17 protein-coding genes are annotated in these 22,449 nt (G+C 70.1%); 8 read left to right on the forward strand and 9 right to left on the reverse strand.

Annotated elements, in window-relative coordinates:
• Positions 1-330: 330 nt before the first annotated feature.
• Positions 331-2,595, reverse strand: a complete 2,265-nt coding sequence (locus VPH46_RS13195; RefSeq protein WP_239436506.1) for an NADP-dependent malic enzyme — start codon at positions 2,593-2,595, stop codon at positions 331-333.
• 135 nt (positions 2,596-2,730) lie between these two features.
• On the opposite strand from VPH46_RS13195, the gene mutS reads away from it, so the two are divergent.
• Positions 2,731-5,307, forward strand: a complete 2,577-nt coding sequence (mutS, locus tag VPH46_RS13200; protein WP_416611924.1) for a DNA mismatch repair protein MutS — start codon at positions 2,731-2,733, stop codon at positions 5,305-5,307.
• A 7-nt stretch (positions 5,308-5,314) separates the two neighbouring features.
• On the opposite strand, the gene VPH46_RS13205 is transcribed toward mutS, so the two are convergent.
• Genes VPH46_RS13205 through ubiA form a run of 3 tightly spaced genes read right to left on the reverse strand, consistent with a single transcriptional unit; the run spans position 5,315 to position 8,401 of the window.
• Positions 5,315-6,097 carry a 3'(2'),5'-bisphosphate nucleotidase CysQ gene (locus VPH46_RS13205; protein ID WP_125961554.1) on the reverse strand — a complete coding sequence of 261 codons (783 nt, stop codon included), beginning with the start codon at positions 6,095-6,097 and terminating at the stop codon, positions 5,315-5,317.
• Positions 6,090-7,436, reverse strand: a complete 1,347-nt coding sequence (locus VPH46_RS13210; RefSeq protein WP_416611895.1) for a TldD/PmbA family protein — start codon at positions 7,434-7,436, stop codon at positions 6,090-6,092. The genes VPH46_RS13205 and VPH46_RS13210 overlap by 8 nt, the downstream gene beginning before the upstream one ends.
• 50 nt (positions 7,437-7,486) lie before the next feature.
• A complete protein-coding gene (gene ubiA, locus VPH46_RS13215; RefSeq protein WP_416611897.1) occupies positions 7,487-8,401 on the reverse strand; it encodes a 4-hydroxybenzoate octaprenyltransferase in 915 nt (304 codons plus the stop codon).
• Positions 8,402-8,734: 333 nt separating this feature from the next.
• On the opposite strand from ubiA, the gene VPH46_RS13220 reads away from it, so the two are divergent.
• From VPH46_RS13220 to VPH46_RS13230, 3 genes are read left to right on the forward strand one after another with little or no spacing between them, the layout of a single operon-like run.
• The gene (locus VPH46_RS13220; RefSeq protein WP_416611899.1) at positions 8,735-10,414 is read left to right on the forward strand and encodes a GGDEF domain-containing protein; all 1,680 of its coding nucleotides are present in this window, start codon (positions 8,735-8,737) and stop codon (positions 10,412-10,414) included.
• Positions 10,415-10,446: 32 nt separating this feature from the next.
• A complete protein-coding gene (locus VPH46_RS13225; RefSeq protein ID WP_416611901.1) occupies positions 10,447-11,190 on the forward strand; it encodes a 16S rRNA (uracil(1498)-N(3))-methyltransferase in 744 nt (247 codons plus the stop codon).
• Positions 11,191-11,238: 48 nt separating this feature from the next.
• Positions 11,239-12,612: a glutamate--cysteine ligase gene (locus tag VPH46_RS13230; protein WP_416611903.1), complete on the forward strand. Its 1,374-nt coding sequence runs from the start codon at positions 11,239-11,241 to the stop codon at positions 12,610-12,612.
• A gap of 138 nt (positions 12,613-12,750) precedes the next feature.
• Here VPH46_RS13230 and VPH46_RS13235 read toward each other — a convergent pair whose 3' ends face one another.
• Positions 12,751-14,040 (reverse strand): methyltransferase family protein, encoded by a 1,290-nt coding sequence (locus VPH46_RS13235; RefSeq protein ID WP_416611905.1) that lies wholly within the window; start codon positions 14,038-14,040, stop codon positions 12,751-12,753.
• Between the two features lie 124 nt (positions 14,041-14,164).
• On the opposite strand from VPH46_RS13235, the gene VPH46_RS13240 reads away from it, so the two are divergent.
• Together VPH46_RS13240 and ppa are read left to right on the forward strand one after the other, a co-directional pair.
• Entirely contained in the window at positions 14,165-16,087 is a 1,923-nt protein-coding gene (locus tag VPH46_RS13240; protein WP_416611907.1) for a M61 family metallopeptidase, read from the forward strand.
• A gap of 15 nt (positions 16,088-16,102) precedes the next feature.
• A complete protein-coding gene (gene ppa, locus VPH46_RS13245) occupies positions 16,103-16,681 on the forward strand; it encodes an inorganic diphosphatase (protein ID WP_239436514.1) in 579 nt (192 codons plus the stop codon).
• Between the two features lie 188 nt (positions 16,682-16,869).
• Here the strand turns inward: ppa and VPH46_RS13250 are convergent, their stop codons facing one another.
• Positions 16,870-17,262: a TfoX/Sxy family protein gene (locus tag VPH46_RS13250; protein ID WP_416611909.1), complete on the reverse strand. Its 393-nt coding sequence runs from the start codon at positions 17,260-17,262 to the stop codon at positions 16,870-16,872.
• A gap of 160 nt (positions 17,263-17,422) precedes the next feature.
• Here VPH46_RS13250 and VPH46_RS13255 point away from each other — a divergent pair, with 160 nt between their 5' ends.
• A complete protein-coding gene (locus tag VPH46_RS13255; protein WP_416611911.1) occupies positions 17,423-18,229 on the forward strand; it encodes a tetratricopeptide repeat protein in 807 nt (268 codons plus the stop codon).
• Positions 18,230-18,266: 37 nt separating this feature from the next.
• On the opposite strand, the gene VPH46_RS13260 is transcribed toward VPH46_RS13255, so the two are convergent.
• From VPH46_RS13260 to ispG, 3 genes are all read right to left on the reverse strand, one after another.
• On the reverse strand, positions 18,267-18,734 hold the full coding sequence (locus tag VPH46_RS13260; protein ID WP_416611913.1) for a GNAT family N-acetyltransferase: 468 nt from the start codon (positions 18,732-18,734) through the stop codon (positions 18,267-18,269).
• Entirely contained in the window at positions 18,731-19,627 is an 897-nt protein-coding gene (locus VPH46_RS13265; protein WP_416611915.1) for a DMT family transporter, read from the reverse strand. The genes VPH46_RS13260 and VPH46_RS13265 overlap by 4 nt, the downstream gene beginning before the upstream one ends.
• 207 nt (positions 19,628-19,834) lie before the next feature.
• On the reverse strand, positions 19,835-20,962 hold the full coding sequence (ispG, locus tag VPH46_RS13270) for a flavodoxin-dependent (E)-4-hydroxy-3-methylbut-2-enyl-diphosphate synthase (protein WP_416611917.1): 1,128 nt from the start codon (positions 20,960-20,962) through the stop codon (positions 19,835-19,837).
• A 316-nt stretch (positions 20,963-21,278) separates the two neighbouring features.
• On the opposite strand from ispG, the gene VPH46_RS13275 reads away from it, so the two are divergent.
• Complete coding sequence (locus VPH46_RS13275; protein ID WP_416611919.1) at positions 21,279-22,229, forward strand: isoaspartyl peptidase/L-asparaginase family protein; 951 nt, start codon at positions 21,279-21,281, stop codon at positions 22,227-22,229.
• Positions 22,230-22,449: the final 220 nt, after the last annotated feature.

Consider the following 22,449-nt stretch of genomic DNA (forward strand, 5'->3'; position numbering starts at 1 on the left):
CCCTGGGCAGGAAGGCACCCCGGGCTCAGCAGAGCAACGAAGGCAGCACTTCAGCAACCCTGGGCTCCTGCCTTCGCAGGAGCACGAGGAACCGGGAAAGCGCCAGCGCCAGCTTGCGAGCCGCCGCGAGTTGCGGGACGCCCGCCTGCACCACCATCGTATCCCTGCGCAGGCAGGGATCCAGGGCCAAGCAGAGCAACCCAGGCCGCACTTCGGCAACCCTGGACTCCCGCATTCGCGGGAGCACGACAAACGAGGAAGGCGAGCGGCCTCCGGTCCCCCCGCCACCGGCGGGAGGCGCCGCGCAACCGCGGCCCCTCCCCCGAAGGATCAGCCGTCGACCATGCCGCCGGCGGCCAGCACCGCAAGCGTCACCAGTTCGCTCGCGGTCGAGGTCATCGGTGCGATCTGCACCGGCTTTTCCATGCCGATCAGCATCGGGCCGATCATGTCATCGCCGCCCAATTCGCGCAGCAGCTTGGCCGAGATGTTGGCCGACTGCAGCCCCGGCATGATCAGCACGTTGGCCGGGCCCGACAGGCGCGCGAACGGATAGTTCGCGAGCTGGCGCGGGTTGAGCGCGACGTCGGGCGTCATCTCGCCCTCATATTCGAAGCTCACCTCGCGCTTGTCGAGCACGCCGACGGCCCCGCGCAGCTGCTCCAGCCACTTGCCCTCGGGGTTGCCGAAGTTGGCGTAGCTCAGGAACGCGACCCGCGGCTCATGGCCCATGCGACGCGCGACCTGCGCGGTCGCCTCGGCGATGTCGGCCAGCTCCTCGGAGTTGGGACGCTCGTTGACGGTGGTGTCGGCGATGAACACCGTGTGGCTCTGGCCCACCAGCACATGGATGCCGAACGGGGTGCGGCCTTCCTTCGGATCGATCACGCGGCGCAGTTCGCGGATCGTCTGCGCATAGGTGCGCGTGACGCCGGTGATCATCGCATCACCCTCGCCCAGCTGCAGCAGCAGCGCGCCGAAGATGTTGCGATCCTGGTTCACCATCCGCTCGCAATCGCGGCGCAGATAGCCGCGGCGCTGGAGGCGCGCGTAGAGGAAGTCGACCATCTGCGGCACCAGCGGCGAATGGCGGCTGTTGTGGACCTCGTAGGTCTCCGGGTCCGTCACGCCCAGCGCGCGCAGGCGATCATACACGTCGTCGCGACCCACCAGCACCGGCGTGCCATAGCCGCCCTCGCGGAAGTTGATCGCGGCGCGCAGCACCACCTCTTCCTCGCCCTCGGCAAAGATGACGCGCTTCGGGTGCGCCTTGGCGCCCTCATAGGCGAGGCTGAGCACCGAGGTGGTCGGGTTGAGCCGGCCGCGCAGCTTGTGGCGATAGGCGTCCATGTCCAGGATCGGCTTGGTCGCCACTCCCGAATCCATCGCCGCCTGGGCGACGGCCGCGGGCACCAGCTCCATCAGTCGCGGGTCGAACGGCGCCGGGATGATGTATTCCGGGCCGAAGCTGTGCTTCACGCCATAGGCGGCCGCCACTTCCTCGGGCACCTGCTGGCGCGCGAGCTTCGCGATCGCCTGTGCGGCGGCGACCTTCATCGCGTCGTTGATCGTGGTCGCGCGCACGTCGAGCGCGCCGCGGAAGATGAACGGGAAGCCCAGCACGTTGTTGACCTGGTTCGGATAGTCCGAACGGCCGGTGGCGATGATCACGTCCGGGCGCGCGGCCTTGGCCTCGGGCGGGGTGATCTCCGGGTCGGGGTTCGCCATCGCGAACACGATCGGGTTCGGCGCCATTTTCTTGAGCAGCTCGGCCGGCAGCGCGTTCGCGGCCGACAGCCCCATGAACACGTCCGCGCCGTCCAGTGCCTCGGCGAGCGTGCGTTTGTCGGTGGCGACGGCATGCGCCGACTTCCACTGGTTCATGCCGGCTTCGCGGCCCTGGTAGAGCACGCCGTCCAGGTCGACCATCAGCAGGTTTTCCTGCCGGACGCCCATCACCTTCACCAGGTCCGCGCAGGCGAGTGCGGCCGCACCCGCGCCGTTCATCACCACCTTGGTCTCGGCGATGTCGCGCTTGGTCAGGTACAGCGCGTTGATCAGGCCGGCGGCGGCGATGATGGCGGTGCCGTGCTGGTCGTCATGGAACACCGGGATGTTCATCCGCTCGCGCAGGGTCTGCTCGATGATGAAGCATTCCGGGGACTTGATGTCCTCCAGGTTGATGCCGCCAAAGGTCGGCTCCATCAGCTCGACCGCGTCGATGAAGCGGTCGACGTCCTCGGTCTTCAGCTCGATGTCGATCGAATCGACGTCGGCGAAGCGCTTGAACAGCACCGACTTGCCTTCCATCACCGGCTTGGACGCGAGCGCGCCCAGGTTGCCGAGGCCGAGGATCGCGGTGCCGTTGGAGATCACCGCGACCAGGTTGCCCTTGGCGGTATAGTCATAGGCGGTGGCAGGGTCCGCCGCGATCGCGCGCACCGGCACGGCGACGCCCGGCGAATAGGCGAGCGCCAGGTCGCGCTGCGTCGACATCGGCTTCGACGCGATGATCTCGATCTTTCCCGGGCGCCCCTCCGAATGGAACAGCAGCGCCTCGCGCTCGGAGAATTGGACGTTCGATTCTTCTGCCATCTGCAACCTTCCCGCACTGATGGCTCTGCCCTTAGGACGCATCCTCGCCTCCGTCACCCCACCGCAGCGGGCATGACGGCGGTCGCTTCTTCGGCTACCCACGCGCGCATGCCTGCCGTTCCAGCCCCGACCCCGATGATGGCGCAATATCTCGCGCTCAAGGCCGAAGCCGCCGACTGCCTGCTGTTCTACCGCATGGGCGACTTTTTTGAACTGTTTCACGACGACGCGAAAACCGCCGCGGCCGTGCTCGACATCGCGCTCACCGCGCGCGGCGAGCATGAGGGCGCGAAGATCCCGATGTGCGGCGTGCCGATCCATGCCGCCGAGGGCTATCTGGCGCGGCTGATCAAGGCCGGCCACCGTGTCGCCATCGCCGAGCAGGTCGAGACGCCAGAGGAAGCCAAGAAGCGGGGCGGCTCCAAGGCGCTGGTCGCCCGCGCGATCGTGCGCGTAGTCACCGCCGGCACGCTAACCGAGGAAGCGCTGCTCGACGCGCGCGCCGCCAACTGGTGCGTGGCGGTGGGTGAGGCCGGCGGCGAGGTCGCGATCGCCGCCGCAGACGTCTCCACCGGCCGCTTCGAGCTGATCGAGACCGACGCCCATGCGCTCGCCGCCACCATCGCCCGGCTCGCCCCTGCCGAGGTGGTCGCCTCCGAGTCTTCCGCGTTCGCTGAGATCGCGACGAGCCTGCGTCCCCGGATCGACTTCGACAGCGCCGCCGGCGATGCCCGGCTGAAGGCGCTGTTCGGGGTCGCGACCCTGGACGGCTTCGGCAGCTTCAGCCGCGCGGGCCTGGCCGCGGCGGGCGGGCTCGTCGCCTATCTCGATCATACCGCGCGCGGCAGCCTGCCTTTCCTCCGCCCGCCCCTGGTGTCCCGCAACGACCAGTGCATGGCGGTCGACGCCGCCACCCGCGAAAGCCTGGAGCTCACCCGCACCACCTCCGGCACCCGCAGCGGCAGCCTGCTCGACGCGGTCGACCGTACCGTCACCGGCGCCGGCGCGCGCCTGCTCGGTGCCGACATCGCCGCACCCTTGATGGACCGTGCCGCGATCGAGGCGCGGCTCGACGCCGTCACCCGCTTCCACGACGATCCCGGCCTGCGCGACGGCGTGCGTTCCGCCCTGCGCGCGCTCCCCGACGTCGGCCGTGCGCTCGGCCGCATCGCCGCCGGCCGCGGCTCCCCGCGCGACCTAGGGCAGCTGCGCGACGGCCTCGAGGGCGCCCGCACGCTCGGCGACCGCCTCGACCAGCTCGCGGACGCGCCGCCGCTGCTCGACCAGCTGGTGCCGGCGCTGCGCGGCCACGGCGCGCTGGTCGAGCTGCTCACCCGCGCGCTCGTCCCTTCACCGCCGATCGACGCCGCCAACGGCGGCTACATCGCCGAGGGCTATGACGCCGCACTAGACGATCTGCGCGCCACCGGCGCCGGCGGCCGCCGCGCCATCGCCGCGCTGGAGGCGGAGTTCCGCACCCGCACCGGCGTCAACGCGCTCAAGATCCGCCACAACGGCGTGCTCGGCTATCATATCGAGGTGCCGGCGCGCGCCGCCGACGCGCTGATGAAGGCCGACAGCGGCTTCACCCATCGCCAGACGCTCGCCGGCTGCGTACGCTTCAACGCGCCCGAACTGCACGAGGTGGCGCTCAAGGTCACCCAGGCCGGCGCCCATGCGCTCGCGGCCGAAGCGGCACATCTGGAGGAACTGACCGGCCAGGTGCTTGGGAATCGCGAGGCCATCGCCGCCACCGCCGACTCGCTCGCCCGCATCGACGTCGCCGCCGGCCTCGCCGAACGCGCAGCGGAAGGCGGTTGGGCACGCCCCGACCTGGTCGACCACGCCTGCCTGGAGATCGAGGGCGGCCGCCACCCGGTGGTCGAGGCCGCCGTCGCCAAGGCCGGCGGGCGCTTCGTTGCCAACGACTGCCGCCTGTCCGAAGACAATCGCCTCTGGCTGGTGACCGGCCCCAACATGGGCGGCAAGTCCACCTTCCTGCGCCAGAACGCGCTGATCGCGGTGCTGGCCCAGGCCGGCAGCTACGTCCCCGCCACCCGCGCCACGCTCGGCCTGGTCGACCGGCTGTTCAGCCGCGTCGGCGCCTCCGACAATCTCGCGCGCGGCCGCTCCACCTTCATGGTCGAGATGGTCGAGACCGCCGCGATCCTCGCGCAGGCGACCCCGCGCAGCTTCGTCATCCTGGACGAGGTCGGCCGCGGCACCTCCACCTACGACGGCCTCGCCATCGCCTGGGCGGTGGTGGAGGCGATCCACGAGGACAACCGCTGCCGCTGCCTGTTCGCGACGCACTATCACGAGCTCAGCCGCCTGGCGGAACGCTGCGAGGCGCTGAGCCTGCACCACGTCCGCGCGCGCGAGTGGAAGGGCGATCTAGTGCTGCTCCACGAACTCGGCGAGGGCCCCGCTGACCGCAGCTACGGCCTGGCGGTGGCCCGGCTCGCGGGGCTCCCCCCCGCCACGGTCGCGCGCGCCAAGGCGGTGCTCGCCAAGCTGGAGGCCGGGCGCCAGAAGACCGGCGGGCTTGCCGCCGGCCTAGACGACCTGCCGCTGTTCGCCGCCTTCCAGCCGGTCGAGGAGGAAAAGCCCGATGCCCTGCGCACCGAACTGGGGGAGCTGGACCTCGACTCCCTCACCCCGCGCGCAGCGCTCGACGCACTCTACCGGCTGAAGGATCTCGCCCGCGCCTAGCGGGCGGTCAGGGCCGCCCCAGCGCCGCGATCGCGCGCGGCCGCAGCCGGTCCACCGCCGCCGCATGGATGCCGGGCGCGGTCGCCAGCACGCCGAACGCCTGCGCGCGCGGCGTGTTGAAGCGCAGAGGCTTGCCGAGCGAGTCGGTCACCGTCGCGCCGGCCTCGCGCAGCAGCAGCACGGCCGCCGCCACGTCCCATTCATTGCCCCAGCGAAAGGTCGCGAGCAGGTCCGCCTCGCCCGCCGCCACCATCGCCATGCGCAGCGCGATCGAGTTGGGCTTGGCCACCGCCACCAGGTCGCGGTCCGCCTTGGGCAGCGCGTCCACCGGCGTGCGCGCACCCGCGATCCGGGCGATGTCGCTCGCCGTCAGCCGCACGCCGTTGCGCCACGCGCCCTCGCCCGCCGCCGCGCGCCAGCGCTCGTGCCGCGCCGGCGCATCGAGCACGCCCAGCACCGGCTGCCCGTCTTCCACCAGCGCCACCGACACCGACCAGCCCGGCCGCCCGCGGATATAGTCGCGGGTGCCGTCGATCGGATCGACGATCCACACCCGGCGCTTGGCCAGCCGCACGGGATCGTCCGCAGATTCCTCGGACAGCCAGCCCGCGTCCGGCAGCAGCGCGCTCAGCCGCTCGCGCAGCAGCGCGTCGACGGCCAAGTCGATCTCGCACACCGGGTTGCCTGGCGTCTTTTCCCAGCGCTCGAAGTCGGTCGCCGCGCGCCCATGCGCCAGCGTCGCCGCTTCGGCAGCGATCGCCGCCAGTTCGTCGAGCAGCGTGTCAGCCACCCGCCACCGTCATCCCGTCGATCCGGACCGTCGGCACGTTCACGCCATAGCGGAACTCCAGGTCGCTCGCCGGCACCAGGCCCGCGAACATCTGGCGCAGATTGCCCGCAATGGTGATTTCGGCGACCGGCCGGGTGATTGCGCCCTTCTCGATCAGGAAGCCGGCAGCGCCGCGGCTATAGTCGCCCGTCACGCCGTTCACGCCATGCCCGATCAGCTCGGTCACCAGCACGCCGTGTTCGATCTCGCCGATGAGCGCCTCGCGCGTGATGCGCCCCGCTTCCATGTAGAGGTTGCTGGTGCCCACGCCCGGCCCGCCGCCGATGCCGCGGGTGGCATGGCCGGTCGGCTCCAGCCCCAGCTGCCGTGCCGAGGCGCTGTCCAGCAGCCAGCTTTGCAGCACGCCGCCCTCGACGATCGCGAGCGGCGAGACCGGCAGCCCCTCCCCGTCGAACGGCCGTGAGCGCAGGCCGCGCGGCCGGTGCGGATCGTCGCGGATGGTGACGCCCGGCCCGAACACCGCCGTCCCGAGCGCCTCGCGCAGGAAGCTGGTGCCGCGCGCCACGCCCGGTCCCGCGATCGCGCCGGTCAGGTGGCCGAGCAGGCTCGCCCCCACCCGCGGATCGAACACCACCGGCATCGCGCCCGACGCGATCCGCGCCGGATCGAGCCGCGCCACCGCGCGCTCGCCCGCCAGCCGCCCGATCGCCTCGGGCGCCTCCAGCGACGCGCGATGGCGCGCGCTGTGGTGCGCATAGTCGCGCTGCATGCCCGATCCGGTGCCCGCCAGCACGCTTGCCGAGACACCGTGGCTGGTGACGGCATAGCTTCCGGCAAAGCCGTGGCTGGTGGCCAGCGCCACCACCGCGCGGCTGGCACTCGCACTGCCGCCCTCGGAATTGGTGACGCCCGCGACCGCGCGCGCCGCATCCTCGGCCGCCAGCGCCTGCGCCTTCAGCGCCTCGGGCGCGACCTCGCCGCCGTCGTCCAGGTCGAGCAGCGGGGCCGTGCCCTTCATCAGCCGATCGGCCGGCGCCAGCCCGGCCCAGGCGTCCTCGGGCGCCAGCCGCGCCATCGCCACCACCCGCTCGGCCACCGCATCCAGCGCCGCGTCCGACAGGTCGGAGGTGGCGACGCTTGCCGAACGCTTGCCGACGAAGACTCGCAGGCCCAGCTCGCCGCCCTCGGACCGGCCGACGTCCTCCAGCGCGCCCAGACGCACGGAGACGGAAAGCGCCGTGTCGGCGATCAGGATGGCGTCGGCGGCATCGGCGCCGCGGGCGCGGGCTCGGTCGATCGCCTGCGCGGCGCGGGCCTGCGCCTGTTCGGGGGTCAGCATGGCCGCGACTTAGGGAGCCGGGGCCCCAAGGTCAAAGCCGCGGCGGCGATTCAGGCGGCGGTCCCCACCACCAGGCAGGCCAGGAACATCAGCAGCCCCGCGTCGCGATTGCTGCGGAACCGCGCCAGCGTGTTGTGCCCGTCCTGCGGCGAAAGCGTCGCCACCTGCCACAGCAAGTGCAGCGCCATCGGCAGCAGCGCGACAAGCGCCAGCGGCGTCGGGAACACCTGCCAGAAGGCGCCCGCCCAGCAGAGCAGCGACACCAGGTACAGCACCGCGACCCCCGGCCGAACCTTGGCCCCCATCGCCCGTGCCGACGAACGCACGCCCACCAGCGCATCGTCCTCCACGTCCTGCAGCGCATAGATGGTGTCGTAGCCGATCACCCAGGTGATCGATCCCGCGTACAGCAGCAGCATCGGCACGATGCTGCCGTGCGTCACCTCCACCCAGCCGACCGGCGCTGCCCAGCTGAACACGATCCCAAGCCACGCCTGCGGCCACCAGGTGATCCGCTTCATGAAAGGATAGGCGGCGACCAGCACGATGCTGGAGACGGCGACGATCGCGGCGGCCAGCCGCAGCTGCACCAGCACCAGCAGCCCGACCGCGCACAGGATCAACAGCCACCCCCAGGCCGCCTTCAGCGACACCGCCCCGCTCGCCAGCGGCCGGCTGCGCGTGCGCGCCACCTGCCGGTCGAGGTCGCGGTCGACGATGTCGTTGTAGACGCAGCCCGCGCCCCGCATCGCGATGCTGCCGAGCAGGAACCACGCGATCATGTCCCAGCGCGCGATCCCCTGGCCTGCCAGCGCGATCGCCCAGGCGCCCGGCCAGAACAGCAGCCACCAGCCGATCGGCCGGTCGAAGCGCGCCAGCAATGCGAACGGCCGCAGCCCTGCCGGCAGCCGCCCGACCAGCCCACGATGCTCGCTGTCGGGCACGATCTCGGTCGCGGCGGTCATCGCGCGCCGCCCCTCGTCTCGGGAACACGGGCGAAAGGGCCTGGGCGTAGGCCGGGCTGCAACGGGGGAATCGGGGATGTCATGCGGCCTGCTGCCACAGATGGACAGAGCTTGGACAGCCCGTGTGCGTGGTCGCCCGGGAAACTCCCGCGCGCTTCCCGCGTTGCCCGAGCTCACCGACTACATTATTTACTGTTTACGTGCTTGAAGGCCCTGGACGGCGCCACAAAGCGAGCGCCGAATCCCAGGAGACGCAAGATCAGGTCGAACAAGCTGCTCCCCTTCAAGGGGTTCTGGCGTGCGGTCTCCGCCAGCCTGACCGCCCGCGTTCTGATGGTGGGCATGCTGCTGATCGGCCTCCTCGCGCTGGTCGGCTTCGTGGCGTTCGGCCGCGTCGTTGACCTGACTCTGGTGCGGCTCGGGTCGGGCTTTGCCGAGCGGCAGGTGCTCTATGACCGGGCACGCGGCCTCGGCACCCTCCAGCGGGATGTCGCGCTCGCGGAAACCAACGCGCGTTCGGAAGCGCTCATCGGCTGGCTGCGCGACGAGGGCAATCCCGCAAAGCGCCGCGCCGCCATCGCCGAGCTGCGCCGCGTCGTGCAGCTGTCGGCGGGCGGCACCTTCTTCGTGGGCTCCGCCGCCTCGCGCCAATATTTCTACGAGGAGCCCGGCAGCCGCTATTCGGCCGACCGCCCGCGCCTCACCGTGCAGCCGGGCAACAACCGCGACCGCTGGTTCTTCGAGGCGCTGTCCCGCCCGCGCGACTGCCACCTGAACGTCGACGCGGACGATCTCGCCAAGCGCACGCGCGTGTTCGTCAACTGCGTCATCCGCTTCGAGGGCAAGGCGCTGGGCGTCACCGGGACCGCCGTCGATCTTTCCTCCTTCGTGCACGAGGCGCTGGCCGACACCCAGGCCGGCGTCTCCACCTTCTTCGTCGACCACGACGGGGCGGTGCAGGCGCATCGCGATCCGAGCAAGGTCGACCGCTATTCCGACCCCAACCGCAAGCATCCGCCCACCGTCTTCGCCATGCTGAGCAACGCTGACGATCGCGCCCGGCTGCACGCGATGATGGCGGACGTCGCCTCGGGCCGCGCGTCCGCACGATCCAGCTTCCTGGAGATGGGCGGCGAACGGGTGCTCGTCGGCGTCGGTTATCTGAACGGGCTCGACTGGTACAATGTGACGGTGATGGACACCGATGCCATGGTGGACCGCCGCCTGTTCGGTCCTCTGGCCGCGCTGATCGTGCTGATGCTGGTGATCGGCGGCGCGCTCGCCGTCGTCCTGTTCAAGCGCGTGGTGCTCGATCCGCTCCGCCAGCTCGAGATGAGCGTGATCGAGGCGGAACGCGGCAACTTCCAACCCGCCGAACAGCTCGACTCCGATCGCAACGACGAGATCGGGCGCCTGTCGCGCCGGTTCGCGGCGATGGCGCGCGCGGTGGCCGAACACACCCGCTCGCTCGAAGCGCGGGTGCGCGAGCGGACGATCGAGCTGGAACGGCTCGCCAACCGCGATTCGGCAACCGGCGTCGCCAACCGCCGCGGCTTCGTGGCGGCGTTCGAGGCGGTGCAGCGCCAGCGCGGCGCGGGCTCGGTCGGGCTGCTGCTGATCGACGTCGATCGGTTCAAGCAGATCAACGACCGCTTCGGCCATGTCGCGGGCGATGCCGTGGTGGCGGAGATCGCGCACCGCATCCAGGCCGCGCTCCGCCCCACGGACCTGTGCGGCCGCTGGGGAGGCGACGAATTCATCGTGCTCTTGCCCGGCCTCGGCGCCGATCCTCTGGAAACCGTCTCGGACCGGCTGGTCGCGGCCGTCTGCGCGGCTCCCGTCGTGCTGGTTGATGGCGCGCGCGTCCCGATCACGCTCAGCGTCGGCGCCTATTGCGTGACGCCCGGCGACACGATCGACACCGCGACCGATCGCGCGGACGCCGCCATGTACCAGGCGAAGAAGGAGGGGCGCGACCGCGTCATCGTCGCCGACGATTGCCCGGTGGCGTGACGAAGCCGCCGGCTTCGCCTAACACCGCCGCCATGCCCGCAACCCCCGCCTGGCCGCCGCAGTCCACCCCGCGCCTGTTCCTGGAAGCGACGATCGCGCCGGATGCGGCGATCCGCATCGACGGCCCGCAGGCGCATTACCTGCTGTCGGTGCTGCGCGCGAAGCCGGGCGATCCGGTCAAGCTGTTCGACGACCAGACCGGCGAGTGGCTCGCGACCGTCGCCCATGCCGGCAAGCGCGACCTCACCCTCCAGGTGACCGACCAGCTGCGCCCGCGGGAGCCGGTGCCCGACCTGTGGCTCTGCGCCGCCCCGCTCAAGAAGGGCCGCATCGACTGGACGGTGGAAAAGGCGTGCGAGCTGGGCGTGGCGCGCATCGTCCCGGTGCTCACCCGCCGCACCGTGGTCGACCGGCTCAACCTCGACCGGCTGCGCGCCCATGCGATCGAGGCGGCCGAGCAGTGCGACCGCACCGCCCTGCCCGAGCTCGCCGAGCCGGTGAAGCTCGCCGCGCTGCTGCGCGACTGGCCGGCCGAGCGCGCGCTGTTCTTCGCCGACGAGACCGGCGGCGCCCCGGCGTCCACGACCATGGCGCAGCACCGCGGCCCCGGCGCCGTGCTGATCGGGCCGGAGGGCGGCTTCGACGCGGAGGAGCGCGAAGCGATTCGCGCGCTTCCTCAGGCACATGGACTGACGCTCGGCCCCCGCATCCTGCGCGCGGAGACGGCGGCGGCAGCGGCGATCAGCGTCTGGATGACCAGCGCGGGCGACTGGTAGCAAAACGCCGCTGGCGCCGCATCGCGGCACCGCCTATGGGCGCAGCCCATGAGCACCAAGACCGTTTCGGACACCAGCGCAGCGGTCATCGAGACCCGCGATCAGCTGATCGGCTATTTCGCAGGCGGCGAGAAGCCCGCGGAACGCTGGCGCATCGGCACCGAGCACGAGAAATTCGTGTTCCGCACCAGCGATCATCGCGCGCCGAGCTATGACGAGCCCGGCGGCATCCGCGACCTGCTGCTGGCGCTGACCGAGTTCGGCTGGACGCCGATCGAGGAGAACGGCAAGGTCATCGCGCTCGCCGGCAAGGACGGCACCGTCAGCCTGGAGCCCGCCGGCCAGCTCGAACTCTCGGGCGCTCCGCTCGAAAACCTGCACCAGACCTGCGGCGAAACCGGCCGCCACCTGCAACAGGTGAAGGCCGTCGGCGAGAAGCTGGGCCTGGGGTTCTTGGGCCTCGGCATGTGGCCGGACAAGACCCGCGCCGAACTGCCGATCATGCCCAAGGGCCGCTACGCGATCATGCTCAACCACATGCCGCGCGTCGGCGGCATGGGGCTCGACATGATGCTGCGCACCTGCACCATCCAGGTGAACCTCGACTATGCGTCGGAGGCGGACATGGTGCAGAAGTTCCGCGTCGGCCTCGCGCTCCAGCCGCTCGCGACCGCGCTGTTCGCCAACTCGCCTTTTACCGAGGGCAAGCCCAACGGCATGCTTTCCTATCGCAGCCACATCTGGTCGGACACCGATCCGCACCGCACCGGCATGCTGCCCTTCGTGTTCGAAGACGGCTTCGGCTACGAGCGCTACGCCGACTATGCGCTCGATGTGCCGATGTACTTCGTCTACCGCGACGGCAAGTATATCGACGCCGCCGGGCTCTCCTTCCGCGACTTCCTCAAGGGCGAGCTCTCCGTCCTCCCCGGCGAGCTGCCGACGATGGACGACTGGGCCGACCATCTCTCCACCGCCTTCCCGGAAGTGCGGCTCAAGACCTTCCTGGAGATGCGCGGCGCCGATGGCGGCCCCTGGGGCCGGATCTGCGCGCTGCCCGCGCTCTGGGTCGGCCTCCTCTACGACCAGGGCGCGCTCGATGCCGCCTGGGACCTCGTCAAGGACTGGAGCCTGGAGACCCGCCAGGCGCTGCGCGACTCCGTGCCGCGTCTCGGCCTCGACGCACCGCTTGGCGCTTCGGGCACGCTGCGCGACATCGCCCGGCAGGTACTCGACATCGCCGGCGCCGGCCTCAAGGCGCGCGGCCGCCTCGACGCCGCCGGCGACGACGAGACCGGCTTCCTCACCCCCTTGCGCGACGTGGTGCGCGACGGCCGGGTACCCGCGCAGCAGCTGCTCGACCGCTACGGCAGCAGCTGGGACGGCGACGTCACACGCGTGTACGACGAACTGACGTTCTAAGCGCCGGCACCGGAGCTTCTATTCCGGCCTAGCTTGTACCCCGGCGAAGGCCGGGGCCCAGGTGGGATAGCCTGAATGAGGTCGCGCGCCCTCTCGCCTGCCCCCCAACTGGACCCCGGCCTCGCCGGGGTACGGGCTTTACTTGCCCGCCACCCACCGGAAGAACCGCGGCACCACCGCGTTGCGGCCTGCCCAATCATAATACGCACGATAGTCCGGATCGGCGAGCAGGTGCCGCTCCTCGGTGCGCGCGCGCCAGTAATAGACGCCGCTCACCAGCCCCAGGATTGCGGTGTTGCGGAACGCGTCCAGCCAGTTGCCGGTCGTCACCAGCATCGGCCAGCTCACCAGCCACCAGAACAGGTTCTTCGACAGATAGGCCGGGTGGCGGCTCCACGCGTACGGCCCGTTGGTGATGATCCCCCGATTGGTGAGGTTGGAGAAGCGCAGCCCGAACGCCACCGTCGCCCACGCATAGACGAACGTCAGCGCCACCAGCGCCGCGCCGATCGCCGCCAGGATCACCGGATGCCCCGCGAACCAGTGCGTCCACTCGGCCCCGCCCGGATGATAGTCGAGCGGGCCGCCGTCGCCCATCAGCACGAACGGGGGGTAGCAGATCAGCGCCGCCACCCAGCCGGCCGCATAGGGATTGGCCGAGCGGATGTGCGTGTCGATCGGCCGCAGCGCAAGGATATAGCCGCAGGTCGCAAACGCCACGTCCACCAGGAACATGAAGGTGATCAGCCATTGCGCCAGCGCCACGGGATCGTGCAGCACCGTGGCCGTGTCGGCGGCGACGAACTCGCGGAAGCCGCCCGGCACGATCCCCAGCATGAACGCCAGGAAGAACGCCTTCACCGCCCAGGCGCGCAGATGGTCGAAGATCGCCTCGCGCTCGATCGGCTCGTCCAGGTGCATCAGCCAGGCGCCGAACGCCCAGCAGCCGTCGCGCGGCGCCACCAGGTGGCGATCGATCCACAGCACATAGGGGATCGACAGCACGAACAGCACCGGCGCCGCATAGCCGAAGCACCACATGGCAAAGGCGAAGCCGCCGTCCCAATAGAAGCGCCCCGTCGCATAGAGCAGCGCGATCCCCACCCAGGTCGCCCACAGCCCCGCCAGCTTGGTGATGCTGACGTCCAGCGTCGCCCGCCACGGCCGCGGGTTCGCCCAGTCGATGCCGGTGGATGGGTTGCGGTGCACCTTGTCCACCAGCACCGACCAGGCCAGCATCGGCAGCCCGCAGGCGACGAGGTTCACCAGCGCCGCATAGGGCCCGTCCATACCATAGTGGCGCGCGATTGCGACCCAGGCGAGCAGCCCGGCCATGCCCGCGAGGCCGGTGCCCGTGCTCACCGCCGATCGCGGGCGCGGATCGGCGGCGGGGGCGGTGTCGGCAGCGGGCACGAGCGTGGAAGCCATGCCCGACCCTAGCCGCCGCACCCGGCGGATCGAAGCCGGAATCGTGTCCCGCCTTGCGACAGGCTGGACGCCCGCTGCGATATGTCGTTACACGATATCCATCCCACCTCGACGAAAGGCCGTCATGTTTCGCACTCCTGCGTTCGCCGCCCTGTTGCTCGCTTCTGCCGTTCCCGCCCATGCGCAGCTGAACCCCGCCGGCAACACCCTGCCGCAGCCGGTGCCCTTCACCGACACCATCCCCGCCCCGCGCGACGTCGACTATCCCGGCACCCTCCTGCTGGAGGTCGACGCGACCGACATCCAGCGCGGCATCTTCAACGTGAAGGAGACCATTCCGGTCGCCGAGGCGGGCCACATGGTGCTGCTGTTCCCGAAGTGGCTGCCGGGCGCCCACAGCCCGCGCGGTGAGATCGAGAAGCTCGCCGGCCTGGTGATCCGCGCCAATGGCAAGGTGGTGCCCTGGACCCGCGATCCGGTCGACGTCTTCGCCTTTCACATCGATGTGCCGGCCGGCGCCAAGAAGCTGGACGTCAGCTTCCAGTTCCTGTCGGCGACCGCCGGCGACCAGGGCCGCATCGTCATGGCGCCCTCGATGCTGAACCTCCAGTGGAACTCGGTCAGCCTCTACCCGGCCGGCTATTTCACCCGCCGCATCCCGATCCAGGCGACCGCCAAATATCCGGCCGGCTGGAGTGCTGCGGCAGGCCTGCCGGCGACCAACAACGGCTCGATCTATTCCTACCAGCGCACCAGCTACGAGACGCTGGTCGACTCCCCCACCTTTGCCGGCAAATATTATCGCCAGTGGGCGCTGTCGCCGCGCGTCGACCTCAACGTCTTCGCCGACACCCCGGAAGAGCTCAACGCCACGCCCGAGCAGATCGACGCGCACAAGCGCCTGGTCGAGCAGGCGACCCGCGCGTTCGGCGCCCAGCACTACGACAAGTATGAGTTCCTGCTGGCGATCACCGACACCATGGGCGGCATCGGCCTGGAGCATCACCGCAGCTCCGAAAACGGCGTGAAGCCGGGCTATTTCACCAAGTGGAACGACGGTGCCGGCAGCCGCAACCTGCTGCCGCACGAATTCAGCCACAGCTGGGACGGCAAGTTCCGCCGCGGCGCGGACCTGTGGACGCCGGACTATCGCACGCCGATGCGCAACTCGCTGCTATGGGTCTATGAAGGCCAGACCCAGTTCTGGGGCTATGTGCTCCAGGCACGCTCGGGCATCGTCACCAAGCAGGACACGCTCGACGCCTATGCCGCGATCGCAGCCAGCCTCGACACCCGCCGTGCGCGCGAGTGGCGCCCGCTGGTCGACACCACCAACGATCCGATCATCTCCGCGCGCCGGCCCAAGGGCTGGACCAGCTGGCAGCGTTCGGAGGACTATTACAACGAGGGCCTGCTGATCTGGATGGAGGTCGACTCGATCCTCCGCCAGCAGTCGGGCGGCGCCAAGAGCATCGACGACTTCGCCCGCGCCTTCTTCGGTGTGCGCGACGGCGACTGGGGCGTCCTCACCTACACGCTGGACGACGTGGTCCAGACGCTGAACGGCATCCAGCCCTATGACTGGGCCGGCTTCCTCAACAGCCGCGTCAACGGCGTGTCGGAGCGCGCGCCGCTCGCCGGCTTCACCAACAACGGCTACCGCCTGGTCTACAGCGACCAGCCGACCCCCTATTTCGTCAACAACGACCGCACCCGCGAGCAGGCCGATCTCAGCTATTCGCTGGGCCTCGTCACCGGCAAGTCGGGCTCGGTCAACTCGGTCGCCTGGGGTAGCCCGGCGTTCGACGCGGGGCTCACCGTCGACAGCAGCATCGTCGCGGTGAACGGCGAAAGCTACAGCGCCGATCGCCTCAAGGCCGCGGTCACCGCGTCCAAGGGCAATCGCACGCCCATCCGCCTGCTGGTCAAGAACGGCGACAAGCTGCGCGAGGTGGCAATCGACTATCACGATGGCCTGCGCTATCCGCGGCTGGAAAAGACCGGACAGGGTGAGACGGGCCTCGATCGCCTGCTCACCGCCAAGTAAAAGGGACGACACGACATGCGGATCGACATGGTGCCGGTGGGCAAGAACCCGCCGGAAGACCTGAACGTCATCATCGAGGTGCCGACCGGCGGCGAGCCGGTGAAGTATGAGTTCGACAAGGCGTCCGGTGCGCTGTTCGTCGATCGCATCCTGCACACCCCGATGCGCTATCCGGCGAACTACGGCTTCGTGCCGCACACGCTGTCGCCGGACGGCGATCCGCTCGACGCGCTGGTCGTGTCGCGCACGCCGTTCATCCCGGGCTGCGTCGTGCGCGCGCGTCCGATCGCGGTGCTGAACCTGGAAGACGAAGCCGGCGGCGACGAGAAGCTCGTCTGCGTGCCGGTGGACTCGACCTTCCCCTATTACACCAAGGTCGGCGGCCGCGCCGACCTGCCGGAAATCGTGTTCCAGCAGATCGAGCACTTCTTCACCCACTACAAGGATCTGGAGAAGCAGAAGTGGGTGCGCGTCGGCACCTGGGGCGACGCCGAAGAAGCAGCGCGCATCACCCTGGAGGCGATCGAGCGCTACAACGCCGCCAAGGACCGTGGCGAGGAACCGCTCGACCACGACGTGCCCGGCCGCGACTAAGCGCTGAGCGACACGCGATCTGGACCCCGTCGGCACCCAGGTGCCGGCGGGGTTCGTCGTTTCAGCGCCTGGAGCGTGATCCCGTTGCGTGTACCCGTTCGTCCTGAGTTGCCGTTGAGCGAAGTCGAAACGGCGTATCGAAGGACCTGGGCAGGTGCTTCGATACGGCGCTTCGCCAGGCTCAGCCCCTACTCAGCACGAACGGTTCTACCTGAGGTCGTCCGGCCTGCCTTGCGCTTCGGCTTCGACTTCGGCGCCCGCGCCCCTGCCGCCAGCGCGAGCCCGGCCCACTCCCGCATCGCGTCCGCATCGTCATAGACGTCGTCGGGCGCGCGCCGGTAGTTCATCGATCCGGTGGTGCCGTCGCCCTTGGCATAGGTGAAGCGCACGCAGCCGGCCGCGTCCCAGGCCGCGTCGCTCTCCGCATCCGCCTTGAACCAGAGCCCGTCATCGAACGCGATCGCAAAGATGGTGCCATCACAATAGAGCGTCGCCCCGCCCATCATCCGCCGCGACGTGACATGGCCTACCGGCGCCAGCGCCTCGCCCACCCATTCGATCAGCCCTGCATCGACTGCCATGCGACCCTCACCAAGTTCAAAACTCGAAAGAAGCGGACTCTCGAGCGCACCGCAATGCCGGCTCCGGACCTGGGAGGCCAGGCCGGAAGGGGCTCCGTAGCATCGCTTGACAGCCGCATGGCCCTACCTACGCTGTCCGATCCGAGGTTGTGAGGTCGACATGGTTTCGGGCATCCTATTGTTGCCGTTCCTTCTGCTGGTCTCACAAGAAGCATCAGCCCAATCCACGACAGCGCCGTCGGAAGACTCCGGGCGGGAGGACATCGTGGTGGAGGGAGGATTCAATCCCGACGAGCCCGATCCGTCCAATCTGCGGCGCAAGATGGTTACCGGATCCCGAATTCCCCAGCGCAGCCTCCAGAACAATCCGCACATCGCCAGTGCGACGAGCTTGGGAGGGCTGACGTCGGATTCGGGCATGGACGCCTGGCAGTCCATCGGCACCAAACAATGGAAGACGTGCAAGGCTGAAGGCGCGTTGATCCGCAAGCGGATCGCCTGTGCCCTGGTTCGCGTGGAAAAGGCTATGACCGCGATGCACGCCGCCGAAGCTGGGCAAATCGCCTCATCGCTCGCGAGCGACGCCAATCTCACGGTCGAGGAGCAATACGTCGTTCACGGGTACCTCTATCGCATTGCTGATCTGCAATCGGATGCTGCCGCAAAGCGCCGGTCTTTGACCGCCATGTTCGACACGGGCATGATGTCGGAAGCGGAAGAACGGGCAGCAGTGGGAACGCTCGCGTCCTGGGCCTTGAAGGAAGGCGACAGCGAGGCCGCGGTACGGTGGTACCGTGAACTGGCGAGCAGGGACGTCAACGACACCCAGAGCCGTATCAACGCTGGCATCCTGCTTGGCCGGATGGGGAAGGCCGAGGAAAGCAGAGCACAGTTCCAGGCGGCGATCAGCGCTGCACGGAGAGAGGGTAAGCCGGTTCCCGCGGCATGGATCGAACGCGCGAACTAGGCCGTAGGCTGGCCAGGCGCGGAGCCGACCTGGTCGGTCACTCCCCCGCCAGCCGCGCCAGCGCCGCGCCCGAAACCCGGTAGATGCGCCACGGCATCGGCTCGGCGCCGAGACTCCGGTAGAAGCCGGCGGCGGCGGCGTTGGTGTCGCTCACCGCCCATTCCACCCGCGTGCACTCGCGCGCGACGCCAACCGCCGCGACATGGGCGAGCAGCGCCCGGCCCGCGCCGGATCCGCGCGCCTCGGGCGCGACGTACAGGTCCTCTAGGTACAGCCCGTTCCAGCCGCTCCAGGTCGAGTGCTTGTGAAAGAACAGCGCGGCGCCCACCGCCTGTCCGTCCTGCTCGGCGATCGCCGCCTCGACCCCGCGCTCCTCGAGCGCCCGGCGCAGCAGCGCCTCGGTCGCGACCAGCTTGTCCTCGGCGTCCTCGTGGCGCGCCAGATCGCGCACGAAGCCGAAGATCAGCCCCGCATCGTCCGGAGTGGCGGTTCGGATTGCGATCATGCCCCTGCCTCGCTCTGGGAAACCGGGGCGGCGCCGCGCACCGCCACCAGGCAGCCGCCGACGATCAGCAACGCACCCGCAACGGTGAACGGCGACACCCGCTCGTCGAACACGAGGTAGCCGAGCAGCGCCGCCCAGACAAAGGCGGTGTATTCGACCGGTGCCAGCACCTGCGCCTCCGCCCGGCCATAGGACCAGGCGAGCAGCAGCGCCGAGATCGAGCCCAGGATCGCCGATCCGACGATCGGCACCAGTTGGTCGCTCGCCGGCCACGTCGCCAGCCACGGCGCACCGAGTGCTAGCAGCACGCCGATCACCAGGCTGGTGAACAGCGTCACCTCCAGCGGATCGGCGAGCTGCGCCTGCTGGCGCAGCAGGATCAGGCTATAGGCGTAGAGGACGGAGGCGAGCACGATCGCGAGCGCACCCAGCACCACATCGGCCGAGGCGCCGGCCTGCGCCTGGCCCAGCGCGATCACCAGCACGCCCACGGCCGCCACCACCGATCCGAGGATCGCCGCGCGCCGGATCCGCTCGCCCAGCAGCGCCGCCGCCAGGAACAGCGCGATCAGCGGCGACAGAAAGGTGAGCGCCACCCCCTGCGCCATCGGCACCCGCACCAGCCCCCAGAAGAACAGCAGCACCGACAGCCCCGCCGCCAGCCCGCGCACGACATGCAGCCTGAGCGCCCTGCGCGCCGGCCAGCGCTGCCGCCGCGCCAGAAACACCGTGCCGGTCAGCAGCACCCCCGCAACCGAGCGCCACAGCACCGCGCTGTACGCGCCGCTGGCGATGCTCAGCCCCTTCATCAGGGCATCCATGCACGAATAAATGGCGATGCCCGCCGATGCCGCCGCAAAGGCCACCGCGGGCGGGGTGTTGGTCCGGGTCATGGGCGGTGGATGCGGGCAAACGCCCGCCCCGTCCAGTGCGAGGCCTCTACGAAAGGCGGGACAGCCGCCTCAAATTCCGCCGTATCCCCGCGCAGGCGGGGATCCAGAGCCAAGCAGAACAACGGCTTGCGGTATATGACGCCCTGGGCTCCCGCCTGCGCGGGAGCACGGAAAGTGGCTTCCGCAGAGGTCTCTCCAGTGGCGGGGTTACTCCGCCGCCGCCTGCTCCAGCGCCGCGGCCTGCGCCTCGATCTCGGCGGCCTTGGCCTCGACCAGCCGGACGATGTGGTCGACCATGTCGGCATCCTCGACATGATGGTCGGTGACGCCCGACAGATAGACCATGTGGCGGCCGTTGCCGCCGCCGGTGATGCCGATGTCGGTCTCGCGCGCCTCGCCCGGGCCGTTCACCACGCAGCCGAGCACCGACAGCGACATGGGCGTGCGGATGTGCTGCAGCCGCTCCTCCAGCTTCTGCACGGTGCGGATCACGTCGAAGCCCTGGCGCGCGCACGACGGGCACGACACGACGCGCACGCCGCGGTTGCGGATGCCCAGCGCCTTCAGGATCTCGAAGCCGACGCGCACCTCCTCCTCGGGCTCGGCCGACAGCGACACGCGGATGGTGTCGCCGATCCCGAACCACAGCAGCGATCCGATGCCGATCGACGACTTGACCGTGCCGCCGATCAGCCCGCCCGCCTCGGTGATCCCCAGGTGCAGCGGGCAGTCGGTCGCCTCGGCCAGCCCCTGGTAGGCCGCAACCGCCAGGAACACGTCCGATGCCTTCACCGCAACCTTGTACTCGTGAAAGTCGTGGTCCTGCAGCAGCTTGATATGGTCGAGCGCGCTTTCGACCAGCGCCTCCGGGCACGGCTCGCCGTATTTCTCGAGCAGGTCCTTCTCCAGGCTGCCGGCGTTCACGCCGATGCGGATCGCGCAGCCATTGGCCTTGGCGGCGCGCACCACTTCGGCCACGCGCTCCGACGAGCCGATGTTGCCCGGGTTGATGCGCAGGCACGCCGCACCCGCGTCGGCGGCTTCCAGCGCGCGCTTATAGTGGAAATGGATGTCCGCGACGATCGGCACCCGCGACGCGCGCACGATCTGCTTGAGCGCCGCGGTCGATTCCACGTCCGGGCAGGACACGCGGATGATGTCGACGCCCGCCTCTTCGCAGCGGCGGATCTGGTCCACGGTCGCGCGCACGTCCGGAGTCGGCGTGTTGGTCATCGTCTGCACCGTCACCGGGGCATCGCCGCCGACGGGCACGTTGCCGACCATGATCTGGCGGCTCGGACGGCGGACGATATCGCGCCAGGGGCGGACGGACATGGGGATCTTCTCGCAGAGGCTGTCGGGGCTCCGCCCCATATAGACGCGCAGTGTGGCAGGCGGAAGGCGCGCCGGACTTGGGGGGTGCCTGGCAGAACCAACCCTGCCCCAGGGCCTCTTCCGTACCCCGGCGAAGGCCGGGGGCCCAGGTGGGGGACGTCCGAGGCGCCTCACCCCCGCTTTCCCAACTGGCCCCCGGCCTCCGCCGGGGTACGGAACTGCCCCGCCGCTTCTGCCCGATCGCATCCTGCGCTACACCGCGCGCTCCTTCTGGAGCCGCACGATGCGCCTAGCCCTGTTGATCGGAGCCCTGTTGATGTCCTCTCCCGCCGCCGCCGAGCAGAAGCCCAACTGGACGCTGGTGATCCACGGCGGGGCCGGCGTGATCGAGCGCGCCCGCATGACCCCGGAGCGCGAGGCCGCCGCCCGCGCCGGCCTCGACGCCGCGCTCGCCGCCGGCGAAGCGGTGCTCGCCAAGGGCGGCAGCGCGGTCGATGCGGTCGAAGCCGCGATCCACGTGCTGGAGGACGATCCCAGCTTCAACGCCGGCCGCGGCGCCGTCTTCACCTATGAAGGCACCAACGAACTCGACGCCGCGATCATGGACGGGGCGAACCGCAAGGCCGGCGCCGTGGCCGGCGTCACCCGCACCCGCCACCCCGTCAGCCTCGCCCGCGCGGTGATGGACAAGAGCCCGCACGTCCTCCTCGCCGGCAAGGGCGCCGACATCTTCTCGACCGAACAGGGGCTGGAACAGGTCGACCCCAGCTGGTTCGCCACCGACGAGCGCCGCCGCCAGCTCGACGAGCTCAAGGCCAAGAAGCTCGGCTGGTTCGACGTCGACATGAAATACGGCACCGTCGGCGCCGTCGCGCGCGACCAGGCCGGCCATGTCGCCGCCGCCACCTCGACGGGCGGCGTCACCGGCAAGCGCTGGGGCCGCGTCGGCGATTCGCCGCTGATCGGTGCGGGCACCTACGCCGACGACCGCGCCTGCGCCGTCTCCGCCACCGGTGCGGGCGAGTTCTTCATCCGCGAGGGCGTCGCGCACGAGATCTGCGCCCGCATCCGCTTCAAGGGCGAGAGCCTGCAAGCCGCGGCGGACACGGTGATGGCGGAAACGCTGGCACTCGGCGGCACCGGCGGCGTCATCGTCACCGGCCCGAATGGCGAGGCGACGTGGAGCTTCAACACGCCCGGCATGTACCGCGGCAAGGTCACGTCCGGCACGAAGCGCATCGTCGCGATCTACGGCGACGAGGGCTGATCGCCCGCCCGGGCCGCCCTTGCCGCGGCGGCCGGGACGCCCACATGAAGCGGCATGGAAGCGTTCCGCAGCACCCCGGCCGAGCGCGCCCGCGGCGCCGTCGCGGCCGTGGCCGTGTCGCTGGGCTTGGGCGTCGCCCTGGTCGCGGGCCTCTCCGTCGACGTGCGCCAGCTTGCCGAGCGCGCGCCCAGCGTCTTCGGCATCCTCCCCGCCCCCGAAC

This window comes from Sphingomonas sp. MJ1 (PH-R8), assembly GCF_048058635.1.
Lineage (GTDB): Bacteria > Pseudomonadota > Alphaproteobacteria > Sphingomonadales > Sphingomonadaceae > Sphingomonas.

Coding starts and splice junctions, on each gene's coding strand:
- VPH46_RS13195 (WP_239436506.1), bottom strand. CDS start 2,595: ATGGCAGAAGAATCGAACGTCCAATTCTCCGAGCGCGAGGCGCTGCTG.
- mutS (WP_416611924.1), top strand. CDS start 2,731: ATGATGGCGCAATATCTCGCGCTCAAGGCCGAAGCCGCCGACTGCCTG.
- VPH46_RS13210 (WP_416611895.1), bottom strand. CDS start 7,436: ATGCTGACCCCCGAACAGGCGCAGGCCCGCGCCGCGCAGGCGATCGAC.
- ubiA (WP_416611897.1), bottom strand. CDS start 8,401: ATGACCGCCGCGACCGAGATCGTGCCCGACAGCGAGCATCGTGGGCTG.
- VPH46_RS13220 (WP_416611899.1), top strand. CDS start 8,735: ATGGTGGGCATGCTGCTGATCGGCCTCCTCGCGCTGGTCGGCTTCGTG.
- VPH46_RS13225 (WP_416611901.1), top strand. CDS start 10,447: ATGCCCGCAACCCCCGCCTGGCCGCCGCAGTCCACCCCGCGCCTGTTC.
- VPH46_RS13230 (WP_416611903.1), top strand. CDS start 11,239: ATGAGCACCAAGACCGTTTCGGACACCAGCGCAGCGGTCATCGAGACC.
- VPH46_RS13235 (WP_416611905.1), bottom strand. CDS start 14,040: ATGGCTTCCACGCTCGTGCCCGCTGCCGACACCGCCCCCGCCGCCGAT.
- VPH46_RS13240 (WP_416611907.1), top strand. CDS start 14,165: ATGTTTCGCACTCCTGCGTTCGCCGCCCTGTTGCTCGCTTCTGCCGTT.
- ppa (WP_239436514.1), top strand. CDS start 16,103: ATGCGGATCGACATGGTGCCGGTGGGCAAGAACCCGCCGGAAGACCTG.
- VPH46_RS13250 (WP_416611909.1), bottom strand. CDS start 17,262: ATGGCAGTCGATGCAGGGCTGATCGAATGGGTGGGCGAGGCGCTGGCG.
- VPH46_RS13255 (WP_416611911.1), top strand. CDS start 17,423: ATGGTTTCGGGCATCCTATTGTTGCCGTTCCTTCTGCTGGTCTCACAA.
- VPH46_RS13260 (WP_416611913.1), bottom strand. CDS start 18,734: ATGATCGCAATCCGAACCGCCACTCCGGACGATGCGGGGCTGATCTTC.
- VPH46_RS13265 (WP_416611915.1), bottom strand. CDS start 19,627: ATGACCCGGACCAACACCCCGCCCGCGGTGGCCTTTGCGGCGGCATCG.
- ispG (WP_416611917.1), bottom strand. CDS start 20,962: ATGTCCGTCCGCCCCTGGCGCGATATCGTCCGCCGTCCGAGCCGCCAG.
- VPH46_RS13275 (WP_416611919.1), top strand. CDS start 21,279: ATGTCCTCTCCCGCCGCCGCCGAGCAGAAGCCCAACTGGACGCTGGTG.